Genomic DNA, 14487 nt, shown 5'->3' on the forward strand with positions numbered 1-14487 from the left:
TCACTCATGAGTCCAGATAGGGGAGAATTGCGCGCCTTATAGGACCGGCAGGCCGGCTTGTCACCCCGCAGCTGCTGCAATGCGGCACTGTGGTCAGAAGGGCGCGCGCTCGAGGCTGTAGCCCTGCTGCTGCAGCAGGTTCAGGACGCCATCTTCCCCGGGCAGGTGCAGGGCGCCTGCCGCCACAACAATGCGGTCGCCTGCTGCGGCTTCGATCACCGGGATCCAGGCCCGGTTGCGCAGGGTCAGCAGCCCGGCCATCGACTCGGCCCAAAGCGCTTCGCTTTCAGCAGGGGTCAGGGTGCTGCTGTCCAGGAATTGCTGTTCGCTGAGATGGAGCGCAAACAGCGCCTGCTCATCAAAATAGGACTCGGAGGTGGTGAAGAAATAGTCTTCGCCGCTGCCCAGCATCGAGATATATGCACGCAGCTGGCGGACCTGTTCTTCCAAAGGTTGGGCGTCCATCATCCGGATCACCGCCATCGGGTCTTCGAGCGAGCGGACCGGCACCCCGGCAGCTTCGGCCAAGTTGCCCAGCCGCATGTCCAGGCCGTTCTGGATGTCTTTGTCCTGGCGCAGGCAGGGCGGGATTGCCATGCTGACAGCCAGGAACCACGGCCGCATCTTGGCGGCCATCCACGGCGGGATGCCCTGGCTGCGAACGGTGGCGGCTAGTTCGTCCCATTCTTCCGGCGGCAGCCGGTCAATCAGCGAGGGGCCTTCGGTGATCAGCATCAAAGATGGCGTGCGCCCCATCTCATTTTCAAAGGCGGCCTTGTCGCTGGGGCTGGCCTCAAGCAGCAGCGTGTCGGCCTCAGCAATCACCGGTGCCAGATCCGCTGCAATCTGATCCATCCGCGGGTCGCTGAAATGCAGGGTGCCGATCACATGGACCGTGCGGCCGCCGCGGCGGGCAATCCAGTGGTTGCCCTCGCCGAACGGGGCCGCGGCGATGAGACTCTCAATCCGGGCGCGGTTTTCCGCAGGCAGGGTGGTGCGCAGGTCGGTGCCGCCGCAGGCTGCCCACAGAGAGGCAGGCAGCAGCAGGAGGATAACAGCAAGAAAGAAACGCATGAAGAAAATGTCCTGAAAGCTGTGGGCCCATTGCGGGCTGCGGCTGGTCTACCACGGCGCCCGGGTCAGGGTGAAGCCCCGGGCCTTGAGGAGGTTCAGCACACCGTTCCGGCCGGGCAGATGCGCGGCACCGACGGCGACCACAATCCGGTCTTGCCCGGCGGCCAGGATCGGCTGCATCCAGCGTTTGTTGCGCTGATCCAGCAGGCGCTGGTTGTACTGGCGCCACAGCCGTTCGGTTTCAGCACTGGAAAAACTGCTGTACTGGGCGCTGACCCAGGGCGCGAGCACAAAGGCGGTCCAGACGCTTTGATCGAAGTAGGCCTCAACCGGGGTGGCGTCTTCGGGCCGGTCCGAGCGGACAAGCTCCAGTTCCAGCTCCAGCATCCGCGCCTGATCGCGCAGCGGCAGGCTCGAGATCGCGGCGAGCGCTTCTTCCGGCGATTCCAGCGCGCCCAGCGGGATCCGCTTGCGGCGGGCAAAATCGGCAATTCGGTCGTCCAGCCCGCGCCGCAGGCCAAAGCCGTAGGGGCGGCAGCCGCTTTGCACCAGGAACATGGAGATTGCCCAGGGCTGCATCCGGTTGACCGTCTCCAGGCTGGCGCCGGTCACCTGGGCGGTGAGCTCAAAATGCTGCCAGGCTTCTTTGGCCAGAAGGTTCCGCAGCTCCTGGCCCTTGGGCAGCAGGAAGTTGCGGGCCAGGGCGGGCGGCATCCTGTCCAGGCGCTCCATATCCTGTTGCGAGGTCTCCAGGTAGATCGCCTCCGCCGCGGCCAGAGCCGGGCGCAGGGTGCGCATCACTTTGGCCATGCGGGCATCGCCGCCGTGCATGGTGCCGATCACATGAATAGTGCGGCTGCCCTTGGTGGCCACCCAATGGTTGCCGCGCGAGAACGGGGTTGCGGCCATGGCGCGCTCCAGCCGTTCCAGCGTGGCGGGCGGCATGTGCTCGCGGTAATCAATGCCGCGGCAGGCCGCAAACCCTGCGGAGGCCTGCAGGGCCAGCACAAGTGCCAAAGCAATCCGTTTCATCATGCGCCCTTTCCCCGTTTCCGGAACTGTGGCCTGGACTTATCAACCTAGGTCCGCAGCCGGGGTGCGGCAACGTAAAACCTTGCGCCATTTGCGGTTTTCTGTGCGGGGCAGGCTGTTCGGGCAGAGTTGCCTTTGGCGGCGGTTCCTGCCAGTCAGAGGGTATGGAACGGGAAGATCAGCTGTACCCGCCGGTCAAGGCGCTCTTGGAGACGCAGGGCTACACGGTCAAGGGCGAGGTCGGGGCGGCCGATGTGGTGGCCTGCCGCGGCGATGAGCCGCCGGTGATTGTCGAACTGAAGCTGAAATTCTCGCTGTCGCTGTTCCATCAGGCCATTGCGCGGCTGTCGGTCACCGATCACGTTTACATCGCGGTGCCGCGGCCTGCGGGGCGGCAGGCGCGGCGGATGCTGAAGGACAATCTGGCAATGTGCCGGAGGCTGGGGCTGGGGCTGATCACCGTGCTGTCAGATGGCAGGGCCGAGGTGCACTGCGATCCCGGGCCTTATGCGCCGCGCAAGTCCAAGAAGAAGCAGGCGCGGCTGCTGCGCGAGTTTCAATCGTTGCGCGGTGATCCGAATGCAGGCGGGGCGACCCGGCACGGGCTTGTCACCGCCTACCGCCAGGACGCGCTGGCCTGTGCTGCGCATTTGGCAGGGGCGGGCGCCTGCAAGGGAGCAGAGGTTGCCAAGGCCACCGGTGTTGCCCGGGCCACCCAGCTGATGGGCAAGAACCATTATGGCTGGTTCGAAAGAGTGGAAAAAGGCGTCTACCAGCTGACTGATGCTGGCCGGGACGGCCTGGTGCATTGGGCCGGGAGCTGGGAAGAGGACACAGCCGCATCCTGATCCGGCATGCGCCCCGCCTGCCGGATCACATTCCCAAAGCGCGGTTCAGGTTCAGCCGGCGCAGCAGGATAACCATCACCAGCGGGCCGATCACACCGGCGGCCGTGCCTGCGGCCAGATGCAGGCCGGATCCGGTGACGCCGGCCGAGGTCAGCAGGATCCGGACCAGGGCGCTGAAGGCCGTGTGCGCCAGGTAGATGGCCATCGACATTTTTCCCAGGTACTGCAGAACCGTGGACGCCCGTGCCAGCGGCGGTCGCGAAGCAACCCCTTTCACCGCTTGCAGGAACACCAGCGCAGCGGCGCAGGAGGCCAGGGCTGACAGCAGCATGCTGCCTTGCAAGGCGGGCTGAGTGGCCGCCAGCAGGGCAAAGGCCAGCAGGCACAGCGGCAGCGGCAGGGCAGGACCGCTTTTCCAGCCCGGCAGCAGGCTTAGCCCGGCGCCAAGGGCAAGGAACGGCAGATAGCGCAGGAACTCTCCCAGCCAGGGCCAGGCCGCTGCAGGCAAGGGGGCAAAGGCCCAAACCAGAACGGCAAGGCCCGCTGCGCCGAACCAGGCGGCGGGGCGCTGCCGCAGATGCGGCGTGCGGGCCAGGGTCAGCCCAAGGGCCAGCATCCCGAGAAACAGTGCCCAGAGAAACCACAAGTGGGCATAGGGCGGCAGCGGCAGCCGCAGCAAGGTGCCGGGCGAATTGGCGCCATCGCCGGCAAGCGTCTGAAGCGCCAGGAACAGATAGGTCCACAACACAAGCGGGTAGAGCAGCCGCCAGGCCAGCCGCCCTGTCATTGCTGCAGGGCCGGACTTTGCCGCCTGCTGCAGCAGAAACATGCCGCTGAGGATGAAAAACACATGCATGTGGAACATGTAGATAATGCCATCGGCGCGCAGGTAGGGCTGCGGCTCGGCGATCAGGCCGGCGCCCAGCAGCCCGCGCAGGCAGTGGCCAAGCACGACCAGCAGAATGGCTGCGCCCTTTGCGGCGTCGATCCAATCCAGCCTGTCCGCATGGCGGGTTTCAACAGCCTGGGCAGTATATGGCTTGATGGCAAGAAACATCCTGAACGCGTCACGTAACCTTCATTGCAATAACGTTTTTCTAGCTTCATTTTCCGGATTGCCCAGCTTTTTCAGGCCGGGGCGCAAGCAGGTGCCGTTACGGAAACCTGGGCCGCCGCCTTCGGCTCCTTGCCGGCGCAGCAGGGCATTGGGCGGGCCGGGGTGGCGTTGGAATTGGGTGTGGTGAAGTAAAGTGTGTTTCTATTTTGATCAGGTAAATATGAGTTCACTGATCATCTGAAGTTAGATCAGCTCATCTGATGTGTATTTTTTCCCTGTTGAGCGGAGCCAGGTCTGCACCGATGAAGGCGCCAGCTTTGCATGAGGGGAGACAGCAATGGCAACTCAGGATATCGACCGGCTTCAGGACCGGCTGCGGGCGCAGCGGGTATCTTTTGACAAGATCCCGGTGGTCGACATCAGCGCGCTGAACAGCGGCGGCAGCCTGTTTGAGGTGGCCAAGAAAATCCGCTGGGCGCTGACCAATGTGGGCTTCTTCTACGTCAAGAACCACGGCGTGCCCGAGGCAGTGGTGAACGGCGCCTTTGACGAGACCCGGGCGTTCTTTGACCTGCCGCTGCAGGACAAGATGGACCTGCATATTTCGAAGTCCGGCTTGGCGCTGCGCGGCTATATCGAGATTTTCGGCGAAAACACCGACCCGAAGAAGACCAAGGATCTGAAGGAGTGTTTTGACATCGGGCCGGAATGCCCGGGCGGTACTGCACCGTTCTTTGGAGCCAACCTGTGGCCCGCGGCGCGGCCGGAGTTTGCCGAAGCCGTCTATGGCTATCATGAAGAGATGAAAGGCCTGGCACAGCGGCTGATGCGGGCGATTGCGGTCAGCCTGGACCTGGAGGCGGATTTCTTTGCGCCGCGGATGCAGAACCCGATCACCATCCAGCGGCTGCTGCATTACCCGCCGCAGGAAGGGCAGATCGACGAGAGCGTGATGGGCATCGGTGCCCATACCGACTATGGCAGCCTGACCATTCTGGCGCAGGATGATGTGGGCGGTCTGCAGGTGATGAACCGCGACGGTGCCTGGGTCGAGGGGCCGCCGATTGCCGGGACTTTTGTGATCAACATCGGTGACCTGATCCAGCGGTTGACCAATGACCTGTACCTGGCGAACCTGCACCGGGTGGTGAATGCCTCGGGCCGCGAGCGCTATTCGATTCCCTTCTTTATCGACGCGGATGCCGATGCGGTGTTTCAGCCCCTGGAAAGCTGCGTCAGCGCGGAAAATCCGGCCCGCTATGAACCGGTGACCTGCGGCACGCACAAGTTCGGGCGCTTTAAGGACAGCTTCCCGCACCTGAAAGACAAGGCAGCATAAGCGCGCAAATCAAAGAAAATCAGGGGGCGCCGCGGCGCCCCTCATTTTTTGCCGATTCCGCTGTTGACAAGGCCGCAGGGCATTCCTAGCTTCCCCTCGTTATCACTCGCTGGGTGTGAGTGATAACGGCCCCTGCCAGGGAGCGGGGGTGGATAGAGATAACAACCTTTGAGCCTTTAAGGAGCTGCAAAGATGGCATTGAAACCGCTTCATGACCGCGTCCTGGTGCGCCGCACCGAGAGCGAAGAAAAAACCGCTGGCGGCCTGATCATCCCCGATTCCGCAAAAGAAAAGCCGAGCGAAGGCCAGGTCGTCGCAACCGGCGAAGGCGCCCGCAAGGACAGCGGCGAGCTGATCGCAATGGCTGTTAAAGCCGGCGACAAGATCCTGTTCGGCAAGTGGTCCGGCACCGAAGTTTCGGTCGACGGCGAAGAGCTGCTGATGATGAAGGAAAGCGACATCATGGGCATCATCGAGTAAGCCCTTAAGGCTGCTCTGATCCCAAATCTCGCTGACAATTACAGAATTTCTCTAGGAGAGTGAAAAATGGCTGCTAAGGACGTCAAATTTACCACTGACGCGCGCAACCGCATGCTGGCCGGCGTGAACGTGCTGGCTGACGCTGTGAAAGTGACCCTGGGCCCGAAAGGCCGCAACGTGGTTCTGGACAAATCCTTCGGCGCGCCGCGCATCACCAAAGACGGTGTGTCGGTTGCCAAGGAAATCGAGCTGGAAGACAAGTTCGAGAACATGGGCGCCCAGATGGTGAAGGAAGTTGCTTCCCGCACCAACGACGAAGCCGGCGACGGCACCACCACCGCAACCGTTCTGGCTCAGGCAATCGTCAAAGAAGGCCTGAAGCAGGTTGCAGCCGGCCTGAACCCGATGGATCTGAAGCGCGGCATCGACCTGGCAACCGCCAAAGTCGTCGAAGGCATCAAAGACATGGCCCGCGAAGTGAAAGACACCGCTGAAGTCGCTCAGGTTGGCACCATCTCCGCCAACGGCGAAGCCGAAATCGGCCAGCAGATCGCAGACGCGATGCAGAAAGTCGGCAATGAAGGCGTCATCACCGTTGAGGAAAACAAAGGCCTCGACACCGAGACCGACGTTGTGGAAGGCATGCAGTTCGACCGCGGCTACCTGTCCCCCTACTTCGTGACCAACCCGGACAAGATGATTGCAGACCTCGAAGACTGCATGATCCTGCTGCACGAAAAGAAACTGTCCTCCCTGCAGCCGATGGTTCCGCTGCTGGAGCAGGTGATCCAGTCGCAGAAGCCGCTGCTGATCATCGCCGAAGACGTTGAAGGCGAAGCGCTGGCGACCCTGGTTGTCAACAAACTGCGCGGCGGCCTGAAAATCGCAGCCGTCAAGGCACCGGGCTTCGGCGACCGCCGCAAGGCCATGCTGCAGGACATCGCGATCCTGACCGGCGGCCAGGTGATCTCCGAAGATCTGGGCATGAAGCTCGAGTCCGTGACCATGGACATGCTGGGCACCGCCAAGAAGATCGAAATCACCAAAGACGAAACCACCATCGTCGACGGTGCTGGCGAGAAGGCCGAGATCGAAGCACGTGTTGCCCAGATCCGCACCCAGATCGAAGAAACCTCTTCCGACTACGACCGTGAGAAGCTGCAGGAACGCGTTGCCAAACTGGCAGGCGGTGTTGCCGTGATCCGCGTCGGCGGCATGACCGAAGTGGAAGTGAAAGAGCGCAAGGACCGTGTGGACGATGCTCTGAACGCAACCCGCGCAGCTGTGCAGGAAGGCGTGATCGTCGGCGGCGGTGTTGCCCTGGTTCAGGCAGGCAAGGCATTGGAAGGCCTGGAAGGCGCCAACGCCGACCAGAACGCCGGTATCACCATCGTCAAGAAAGCCATCGAAGCGCCGCTGCGCCAGATCGCTGAAAACGCAGGTGTCGACGGCGCCGTGGTTGCCGGCAAAGTGCGCGAGTCCAAAGACTCCGCCTTCGGCTTCAACGCGCAGACCGAAGAATATGGCGACATGTTCTCCTTCGGCGTGATCGACCCGGCGAAAGTGACCCGTACCGCTCTGGAAGACGCGGCATCGGTTGCAGGCCTGCTGATCACCACCGAAGCCATGGTTGCTGACAAGCCCGCCAAAGAAGGCGCGGCTGCAGGCGGCATGCCCGATATGGGCGGCATGGGCGGCATGGGCGGCATGATGTAATCAGCCCGGTTTTCCCTCGGGAGAGCCAGCCGCTCCGTGAGCTGGAAAAATCAGAAAAGGCCACCTTTGCGGGTGGCCTTTTTTGTTGTTTCGGCTGCTGGATTGCTCCTAATGTGCCTTGCGATATGCTTGGACATTTTATTCAATTTTTGCGGGAGCTCTAATGTCTTTTCTTGTGCCAGCCACCGGCGGTATTCAGGTCAATACCTTCACCTCGTACGAACAGGATGACGCCCGCATTGCAGCCTTGCCCAATGGCGGGTTTGTGGTGGTCTGGGAAGCTCTGGATGCCAGCGGCGAGAGAAACGATGTCTTTCAGCAGGTCTACGACGCAGCGGGTAACCCGGTCGGCGGCAATGTCCGGCTGAATACAAGCACTGCCCACACCAACTACAACCCGGTGGTCGAAATTCTGAACGATGGTTCCTGGGTTGTGGTTTGGGGGGAATACGGCGAAGACGGCGGCGTTTCCGAAGTCAAAGCCCGCATGATCGGGGCGGATGGCATTCCGCGCGCGGCGGCATTTACCGTCAACACTTTCACCTACGGAGAACAGGGTTCGCCCGACGTTTCTGCAACCGAGGACGGCGGGTTCATTGTGGTTTGGGAAAGCTACCACGTTTCCGGAGCGCATGGTGTGGAGACTGTAACCCTTAACATTCGTTCAAGGGAATTCGATAGTTCGGGGGTGGGAGAATCCCACGACGCGACGCTTTTGTACTCTATGGACGACTCCCGTTTCCCGGACGTCACGACCCTGGAAAACGGAGAGGTTTTCGTAGCTTGGCAGGAGCCTGTGTATGACGGCGACGGCAACAGGATCGTATCGAGAAACGGTGGGGTGCTCCTTACAGATGACGTCTACTTTGAAGGGCATTCTTCCGCGTTCCTTTTGAGAGAAGAGTTTAGCGGCATCTACTCTGTCGAGGCGCTGGAGGATAACAGATTTGTTGTGGCCGGGTGGACGGTGATCGACGGCGTAAACCAAGTGGTCGTTCAGGTTTATGAAAGTGGCCCTTACAGATTTGAGGCCATTGCCGAGCCTGTTTATATGGCGGTGCCCGGGCTGGATGTCTATGCCCCCAGGATCGCCGTTACCCCGGATGGCGGGTTTGTTGTGACCTACACTGTGGATACCATCCCCGGGTATGCCGACGCAGGCGGGCAGGAAGATACCTATGTCCAGCGCTTTGATGCGGACGGACAAAAGGCGGGAGCCCCGGTTCGCGTCAGCGAGGTTTCGGGGCCGGGGCAGTATCACATTGATCCCGATATTGCTGTTCTGGAGGATGGCCGGATTGTCTCGGTATGGGAGGGGTATCCGGACGAGGGAGATACTTCCGGGGTCTATATCCGGGTGTTCGAAAGCCAGATGGTTGGAACCTCCAAGCGGGACATTTTGCGGGGGTCTGCCGCAGATGACCAAATCAGCGGACGCGGCGGCAATGACCTGCTGGCCGGGCGCTCGGGCAGCGACAGGATTGAGGGCGGCCGCGGCTGGGATACCCTGAACGGGCACTCGGGACGCGACCAATTGGACGGCGGCCGCGGCCGGGACATGCTGGATGGCGGCGCAGGCCGTGATGTGCTGATTGGCGGCGGCGGCGATGACTGGCTGCAAGGCGGCGCAGGCCGCGACTTGCTGATTGGCGGCCGCGGCAGCGACCGGCTGGATGGCGGTGCCGGCAACGACCTGCTGAAGGGCGGCCGGGGCGCGGACGAATTTGTGTTCTCCAGCGGCCGGGACAGGATTGCCAGTTTTACAGACGGCACGGACACTTTGCTGCTGGATGCCGGAGCTTTGGAGCTTGACGGGATGGGCGTGCAGGAGGTGCTGGAGACCTATGGCAGCCTGACCGGCAGCGGCGCGGCGGTGCTGGACTTCGGCGGCGGCAATGCGCTGACCATCGGCGGTGTCAGCAGCCTGTCCTCGCTTGCCGATGATATCGTCTTCATCTGAGAAGCAGGAGCAGGCAAAGGGAGCCCCGCCTTGCGGGGCTGCCTCCGGCGGGGGTATTTGTGACCAGAAAGAAGCGGGTGCTTGGGGATGGTTGCGGGGCCGGATACTTTGAATGAAGTGAAGGAAGAGTACTTTGACGAGGTCGAGGCGCTTTTGCTTGCCGCCTTTCCCACCGGTGCCGAGGCGCTGCTTGTCCGGAAGCTGCGGGCGGATGGGGACATGCTGTATGAATGCCGCAAGTCCTGGGACGGTAAGATTGGCGGTTATTTCGCTCTAAGCCGGATGCAGGCGCCGGAAGGCTGGGCCTGTCTGGCGCCCATGGCAGTGCGGCCTGAGTGGCAGAATGGCGGGTTGGCGGACAGTATGCCCAAAAGAAATGCGGGCGGAGTTGAAGTGCAGCCGCACCGGCCGTCCTTCCGGTTCGGCACTCGGATGCTTCAGGAGCTTGAGTGCTTGTACGAATTACCTTCTGAAAAGATCCGAGAACGTTTGCCGGAAACAATCGTGGTTCTGGGGAAGCCGTCCTTCTATGGCCGGTACGGGTTCAGCCTGGAGCGGGCGCAGAAGCTTAAGAGCCCGTATCCGCTGAAATACACCTTGATCCTGCGTCATGGCGACGACGTGCCGGAGGCGGAGCTGATCTATCCGCGGGCGTTTTCCGGGAGCGGCTGACACGAAGATTTCATTGGCGGGGCCAAGGTTTGCGCACTAGCTGTTGAAGAACACGCGCAACAGGGAGGGTCCGGCAGATGGCAAAACCGGCAGGGCGGATGCTGGCCCGTCTGCTGCTTGCGCTGCTGATCGCCGGCTGTGCGGTCTCGCCGGTGGACCGGCTGGCCAAGCCGCCGAACCTTTATGTGACAGGGCGCAACTATCAGGCCGATGAGGTGCCGCAGGCGCAGCGCACGGTGGCGCCGCGGCTGCTTTATGTCACCAACCGCTCGCAGCGGCTGAATGAAGACGGTTCCATCACCTATCTGGCGGAGCGGTCGGATTCGATGGCCTTTGGCGCTGCCGAGGTGCAGTTCACCCGGGTGCAGGACTGGCCGGAGCTGGTGGCGCTGACCCATGCCGATGGGGAAGGCCGCCTGCCGCGGCTGAAGGTGGCGGGGTTCCAGGACAGCATCCGCTTTTCCAAGACACCGCTGGCGGCCGAGCGGCGGCTGGGCCGGGTGGTGACCGAGACCCGGGCACAACAGGAGTATGCGGCCCATGCCGCCGCTTTCCGCCAGGCCATTGCGGCGGAGGTGCGGCGCGCGGGCACCGGACGCATCCTGCTGTTTGTGCACGGCTTCAACAATGATTTCGAGGAAGCACTGACCACGCTTGCGAACATCTGGCATTATTCGGGGCGCCGCTCGGTGCCGATGGTGTTTTCCTGGCCGGCGGGCAATTCCGGATTGTTTAAGTATTTCCGTGACCGTGAAGCAGGGGATTTCTCGGTGTTCCACCTGAAAGAGACGCTGGATCTGCTGGCCTCGGTTCCCGGGGTGGAGGACATCGACATCGTTGCCCATTCCCGCGGTTCGGATGTGACCACCACCGCTTTGCGGGAGCTGGTGATCCGCGAACGGGGGCGGGGCGTGCGGCCGAAGATCACGCTGAAAACAGGAACACTGGTGCTGGCGGCGCCGGACCTGGATGTCGGGTTTGTGCGGCAGCGCCTGATCAGCGAGCGGGTGTTTGCCGCCTTCGAGCAGGTCAATGTCTATATCAACCCGGAGGATCAGGCGCTGGCCTTTGCTTCGATCCTGACGCAGGAGGCGCGGTTCGGGCGGCTGGATGCAGAGGATTTTGCACCAGGCGAACTGGCCTCTTTGAAAAAGGTGGGCCTGGTGCATTTCATCCGGGTCGAGGGTGCGGGCGGCGCCGGGCATTCCTATTTCCGCGACAATCCCGGGGCGATGTCGGATATCGCGCTGGCGCTGCGCACCCGGGCTTTTCCAGGCGGCACCCTGCGGCCGCTGGAGCTGGATCACGACAATATCTGGACCCTGCATCCCAATTACCCGCTGGAGCGGCTGCCGGATCTTGAGCTGGACTTTGTGCAGGATCGGCGCTGAGCGGACACGAAGTTTTCACTGGCAGGCAGGCTCTTGGCAGGGTAGCCCAAGCATATGCGTTTGTTCCTGCTTGTCTCCCTCACCATGACCGCCTTTGCCGCCAACTCGATCCTTGGCCGGGAGGCAATTGGCGGCGGTTACATGGACGCCACCGGCTTTGGCCTGTGGCGGCTGGTCTCCGGCGCGCTGATGCTGGCGCTGCTGTGCCGGCTGCGGGGGCTTGAGACCTGGACCCGGGCTCGGCTGATGCGGCCCGCCAGCCTGTGGGGCGGGGCGGCACTGACGCTGTATATGGCGGGGTTTACACTCGCCTATCAGGATCTGGACGCGGGCCTCGGCGCGCTCGTCCTGTTCGGTGTGGTGCAAATCTCCATGTTTCTGTGGGGGGCGGTTAAGGGCGCTCCGGCGACCGGGCTGCGGGTGGCCGGCGCGGCGCTTGCCTTTGGCGGGCTGGCCTATGTGGTCTGGCCGCAGGAGGGCGCAGGCGTGCCGCTGGCGGCATCGCTGCTGATGGCGGCAAGCGGTTTGGGCTGGGGCATCTACAGCCTTCTGGGCCGCGGCGCGCGGGCGCCCCTGGCAGCGACAGCGGTCAATTTTGCCTGGTCCAGCGTGATGATGCTGCCGGTGCTGCTGCTGGCGGGCGGCGGTTCGGTGGTGAGCCCGTACGGTGTGTTTCTGGCAGCGCTGTCCGGCGCGGTTACCTCTGGACTGGGCTATGCGCTGTGGTACCGGGTGCTGCCGCAGCTGCTGCCTGCGGTGGCCGCCACCGTGCAGCTGAGCGTGCCGGTGATTGCGATCCTGGCCGGGGCTGCGCTGCTGGGCGAAGCGGTTGGGCTGCGGCTGGTGTTTGGCACAATGGCGGTGCTGGGCGGTATTGCCCTGGTGGTTCTGCGCGCTCCTGCCGCCCGGCAGCGGGCTGCCGAGTAAGGGCTTTTACCGTCCCGGGTTTGCGCTTATCTGGGGGCATGGGTAATCAACTGACATCCTTGGTTATGTCTGCCGCAGTGCTGCTGCCGCTGCCTGCGGCGGCGGATTGCGTGATCCTGCTGCACGGGCTGGCCCGCAGCGAGGCTTCTTTTGCAGTAATGGAAGAAGTTCTGCAGTCGCGCGGGCATTCGGTGGTGCGGCCGGGGTATCCCTCTACCGAGGCGCCGGTCGAAGCCCTGGCCAATCAGGTGCTGCCCGAAGCTTTTGCTGCTTGCGGGGCCCAGGAGACCCATGTGGTCACGCATTCGATGGGCGGCATCCTGCTGCGCTACTGGCTGCAAGAGAACCAGCCGCAGGCCTTGGGACGGGTGGTGATGATGGGGCCGCCGAACCAGGGCAGCGAGCTGGTGGACACGCTGGGGGACTGGGAGGTGTTCGGCCTGTTGAACGGCCCGGCGGGCCTGCAGCTGGGCACCGGTGCGGACGGCCTGCCGGGACGGCTGCCGCCGGTCGCGTTTGAACTGGGGGTGATTGCCGGGAACGAGACGCTGAACCCGGTGTTTTCGAACCTCATTCCGGGGCCGGATGACGGCAAGGTCTCAGTGGAAAGCACCAAGGTGGCGGGCATGTCCGCGCATCTGACACTGCCAGTCACCCATACCTACATGATGAACAACCCCAAAGTTATCGCCCAGGCGCTGTATTTTCTTGAAAAAGGGCGGTTTGAGCCGTCGCTGACCTGGCTGGCGGCGGTGGAAGAGATTATCGGAGAGGCCTGTCAGCTTAATGGCGGCTGCGGCGGCGAGGGATCGGAAGAATGACATTGGAGCTGACGCTGCAAGGCGGCGATGTGCTGCATCCGGGCGGGCTGGAGCGCGGCGGCGCGCTAGCCATCGCGGACGGGCTGGTGGCACAGGCGCCTGCAGGCCGGGCGGTGGACCTGTCGGGCTACCTGGTGCTGCCAGGGATTGTCGATCTGCATGGTGACGGGTTCGAACGCCATCTGGCACCGCGCCGCGGGGCGATGAAGCAGATGGCCGAAGGGGTTGTGGCCGCCGAGGCGGAGCTGGCCGCCAATGGCATCACCACCGCGGTGCTGGCGCAGTTTTATTCCTGGGAAGGCGGCTTGCGCGGGCCGGAGTTCGCAGGCCAGGTCTTCGAAGGCATCCAAGCCGTGCGCGCAAGCCTGGTCACCGATTTGCTGCCGCAGCTGCGGTTCGAGATTCACATGCTTGAGGATTATGCCGGGCTGGCGGCCAGGATTGCGGAATGGCAGGTGCCTTATGTGGTGTTCAACGACCACCTGCCGCACGACCGCCTGTCGCAGGGCAAGAAGCCGCCGCGCTTGACCGGCCAGGCGTTGAAGGCGGGGCGCAACCCGGAAGTGCACTGGCAGATGCTGAAGGACATGCACGCACGCAAAGGCGAGGTGCCTGCAGCGGCGGATGCGCTTTGCGCCGAACTTGCGGCCATGGGCGTGCGGCTGGGCAGCCATGACGATCATACCGGCGAAGACCGCGCTGTCTGGCGCGGGCGCGGCGCGCGGATTTCGGAGTTCCCGGAGACGCTGGAGGCGGCAGAGGCTGCGCGCGCGGCAGGGGACAATATCATCCTTGGCTCGCCCAATGTGGTGCGCGGCGGCTCGCACAAGGGCAATGCCTCGGCGGTGGAGCTGATCGCCATGGGGCTGTGCGACGCGCTGGCCTCGGACTACCACTACCCCAGCCCGCGGCGCGCGGCACTGATGCTGGAACGCTCCGGCCTGCTGGACTTGGCGGCCGCCTGGAAACTGGTCTCGGAAGGGCCTGCCCGGGTTCTGGGCTTGCAGGACCGCGGGCGGCTGGAGGCGGGCAAGCGGGCCGACATCGTGGTGCTGGACAAGGAAACCCGCCGTGTGGCCGCGACGCTTTCCGGCGGCCGTGTCAGCTATATGTCCGGGGATATTGCCGGGCAGTTCCTGAGGTAGCTGCGCCGCGCATCAGGCCGGATGG

General features: G+C 63.2%; 13 protein-coding genes. 10 read left to right on the plus strand and 3 right to left on the minus strand.

Annotation, left to right across the window (positions count from 1 at the left end):
* Positions 1-93: 93 nt before the first annotated feature.
* Together RA19_RS03025 and RA19_RS03030 are read right to left on the minus strand one after the other, a co-directional pair.
* Positions 94-1074 carry a TraB/GumN family protein gene (locus RA19_RS03025; RefSeq protein WP_039159450.1) on the minus strand — a complete coding sequence of 327 codons (981 nt, stop codon included), beginning with the start codon at positions 1072-1074 and terminating at the stop codon, positions 94-96.
* 48 nt (positions 1075-1122) lie between these two features.
* Positions 1123-2109 carry a TraB/GumN family protein gene (locus tag RA19_RS03030; protein ID WP_241479012.1) on the minus strand — a complete coding sequence of 329 codons (987 nt, stop codon included), beginning with the start codon at positions 2107-2109 and terminating at the stop codon, positions 1123-1125.
* 161 nt (positions 2110-2270) lie between these two features.
* Between RA19_RS03030 and RA19_RS03035 the strand changes: the two genes are divergently transcribed.
* Positions 2271-2954 carry a DUF2161 domain-containing phosphodiesterase gene (locus RA19_RS03035; RefSeq protein WP_039159452.1) on the plus strand — a complete coding sequence of 228 codons (684 nt, stop codon included), beginning with the start codon at positions 2271-2273 and terminating at the stop codon, positions 2952-2954.
* A 25-nt stretch (positions 2955-2979) separates the two neighbouring features.
* On the opposite strand, the gene RA19_RS03040 is transcribed toward RA19_RS03035, so the two are convergent.
* Positions 2980-4011 (minus strand): acyltransferase family protein, encoded by a 1032-nt coding sequence (locus RA19_RS03040; protein WP_039159454.1) that lies wholly within the window; start codon positions 4009-4011, stop codon positions 2980-2982.
* A gap of 337 nt (positions 4012-4348) precedes the next feature.
* On the opposite strand from RA19_RS03040, the gene RA19_RS03045 reads away from it, so the two are divergent.
* The 9 genes from RA19_RS03045 (at position 4349) to RA19_RS03085 (ending at position 14462) form a co-directional block, all read left to right on the plus strand.
* Positions 4349-5350 (plus strand): isopenicillin N synthase family dioxygenase, encoded by a 1002-nt coding sequence (locus RA19_RS03045; RefSeq protein WP_039159456.1) that lies wholly within the window; start codon positions 4349-4351, stop codon positions 5348-5350.
* Positions 5351-5542: 192 nt separating this feature from the next.
* A complete protein-coding gene (groES, locus tag RA19_RS03050) occupies positions 5543-5830 on the plus strand; it encodes a co-chaperone GroES (RefSeq protein ID WP_039159457.1) in 288 nt (95 codons plus the stop codon).
* A 66-nt stretch (positions 5831-5896) separates the two neighbouring features.
* The gene (gene groL / locus RA19_RS03055) at positions 5897-7546 is read left to right on the plus strand and encodes a chaperonin GroEL (RefSeq protein ID WP_039159458.1); all 1650 of its coding nucleotides are present in this window, start codon (positions 5897-5899) and stop codon (positions 7544-7546) included.
* A gap of 163 nt (positions 7547-7709) precedes the next feature.
* Positions 7710-9506 carry a calcium-binding protein gene (locus RA19_RS27175; RefSeq protein ID WP_052261622.1) on the plus strand — a complete coding sequence of 599 codons (1797 nt, stop codon included), beginning with the start codon at positions 7710-7712 and terminating at the stop codon, positions 9504-9506.
* Positions 9507-9593: 87 nt separating this feature from the next.
* A complete protein-coding gene (locus RA19_RS03065; protein ID WP_039159460.1) occupies positions 9594-10178 on the plus strand; it encodes a GNAT family N-acetyltransferase in 585 nt (194 codons plus the stop codon).
* A gap of 77 nt (positions 10179-10255) precedes the next feature.
* Complete coding sequence (locus tag RA19_RS03070; RefSeq protein ID WP_241479013.1) at positions 10256-11569, plus strand: alpha/beta hydrolase; 1314 nt, start codon at positions 10256-10258, stop codon at positions 11567-11569.
* A gap of 54 nt (positions 11570-11623) precedes the next feature.
* Complete coding sequence (locus tag RA19_RS03075) at positions 11624-12496, plus strand: DMT family transporter (protein WP_039159462.1); 873 nt, start codon at positions 11624-11626, stop codon at positions 12494-12496.
* A 38-nt stretch (positions 12497-12534) separates the two neighbouring features.
* On the plus strand, positions 12535-13317 hold the full coding sequence (locus RA19_RS03080) for an esterase/lipase family protein (protein ID WP_039159464.1): 783 nt from the start codon (positions 12535-12537) through the stop codon (positions 13315-13317).
* On the plus strand, positions 13314-14462 hold the full coding sequence (locus RA19_RS03085) for an alpha-D-ribose 1-methylphosphonate 5-triphosphate diphosphatase (RefSeq protein ID WP_039159466.1): 1149 nt from the start codon (positions 13314-13316) through the stop codon (positions 14460-14462). Before RA19_RS03080 ends, RA19_RS03085 begins: the two co-directional genes overlap by 4 nt.
* Positions 14463-14487: the final 25 nt, after the last annotated feature.

It is taken from the genome of Leisingera sp. ANG-M1, assembly GCF_000813745.1.
Classification (GTDB): Bacteria; Pseudomonadota; Alphaproteobacteria; order Rhodobacterales; family Rhodobacteraceae; genus Leisingera.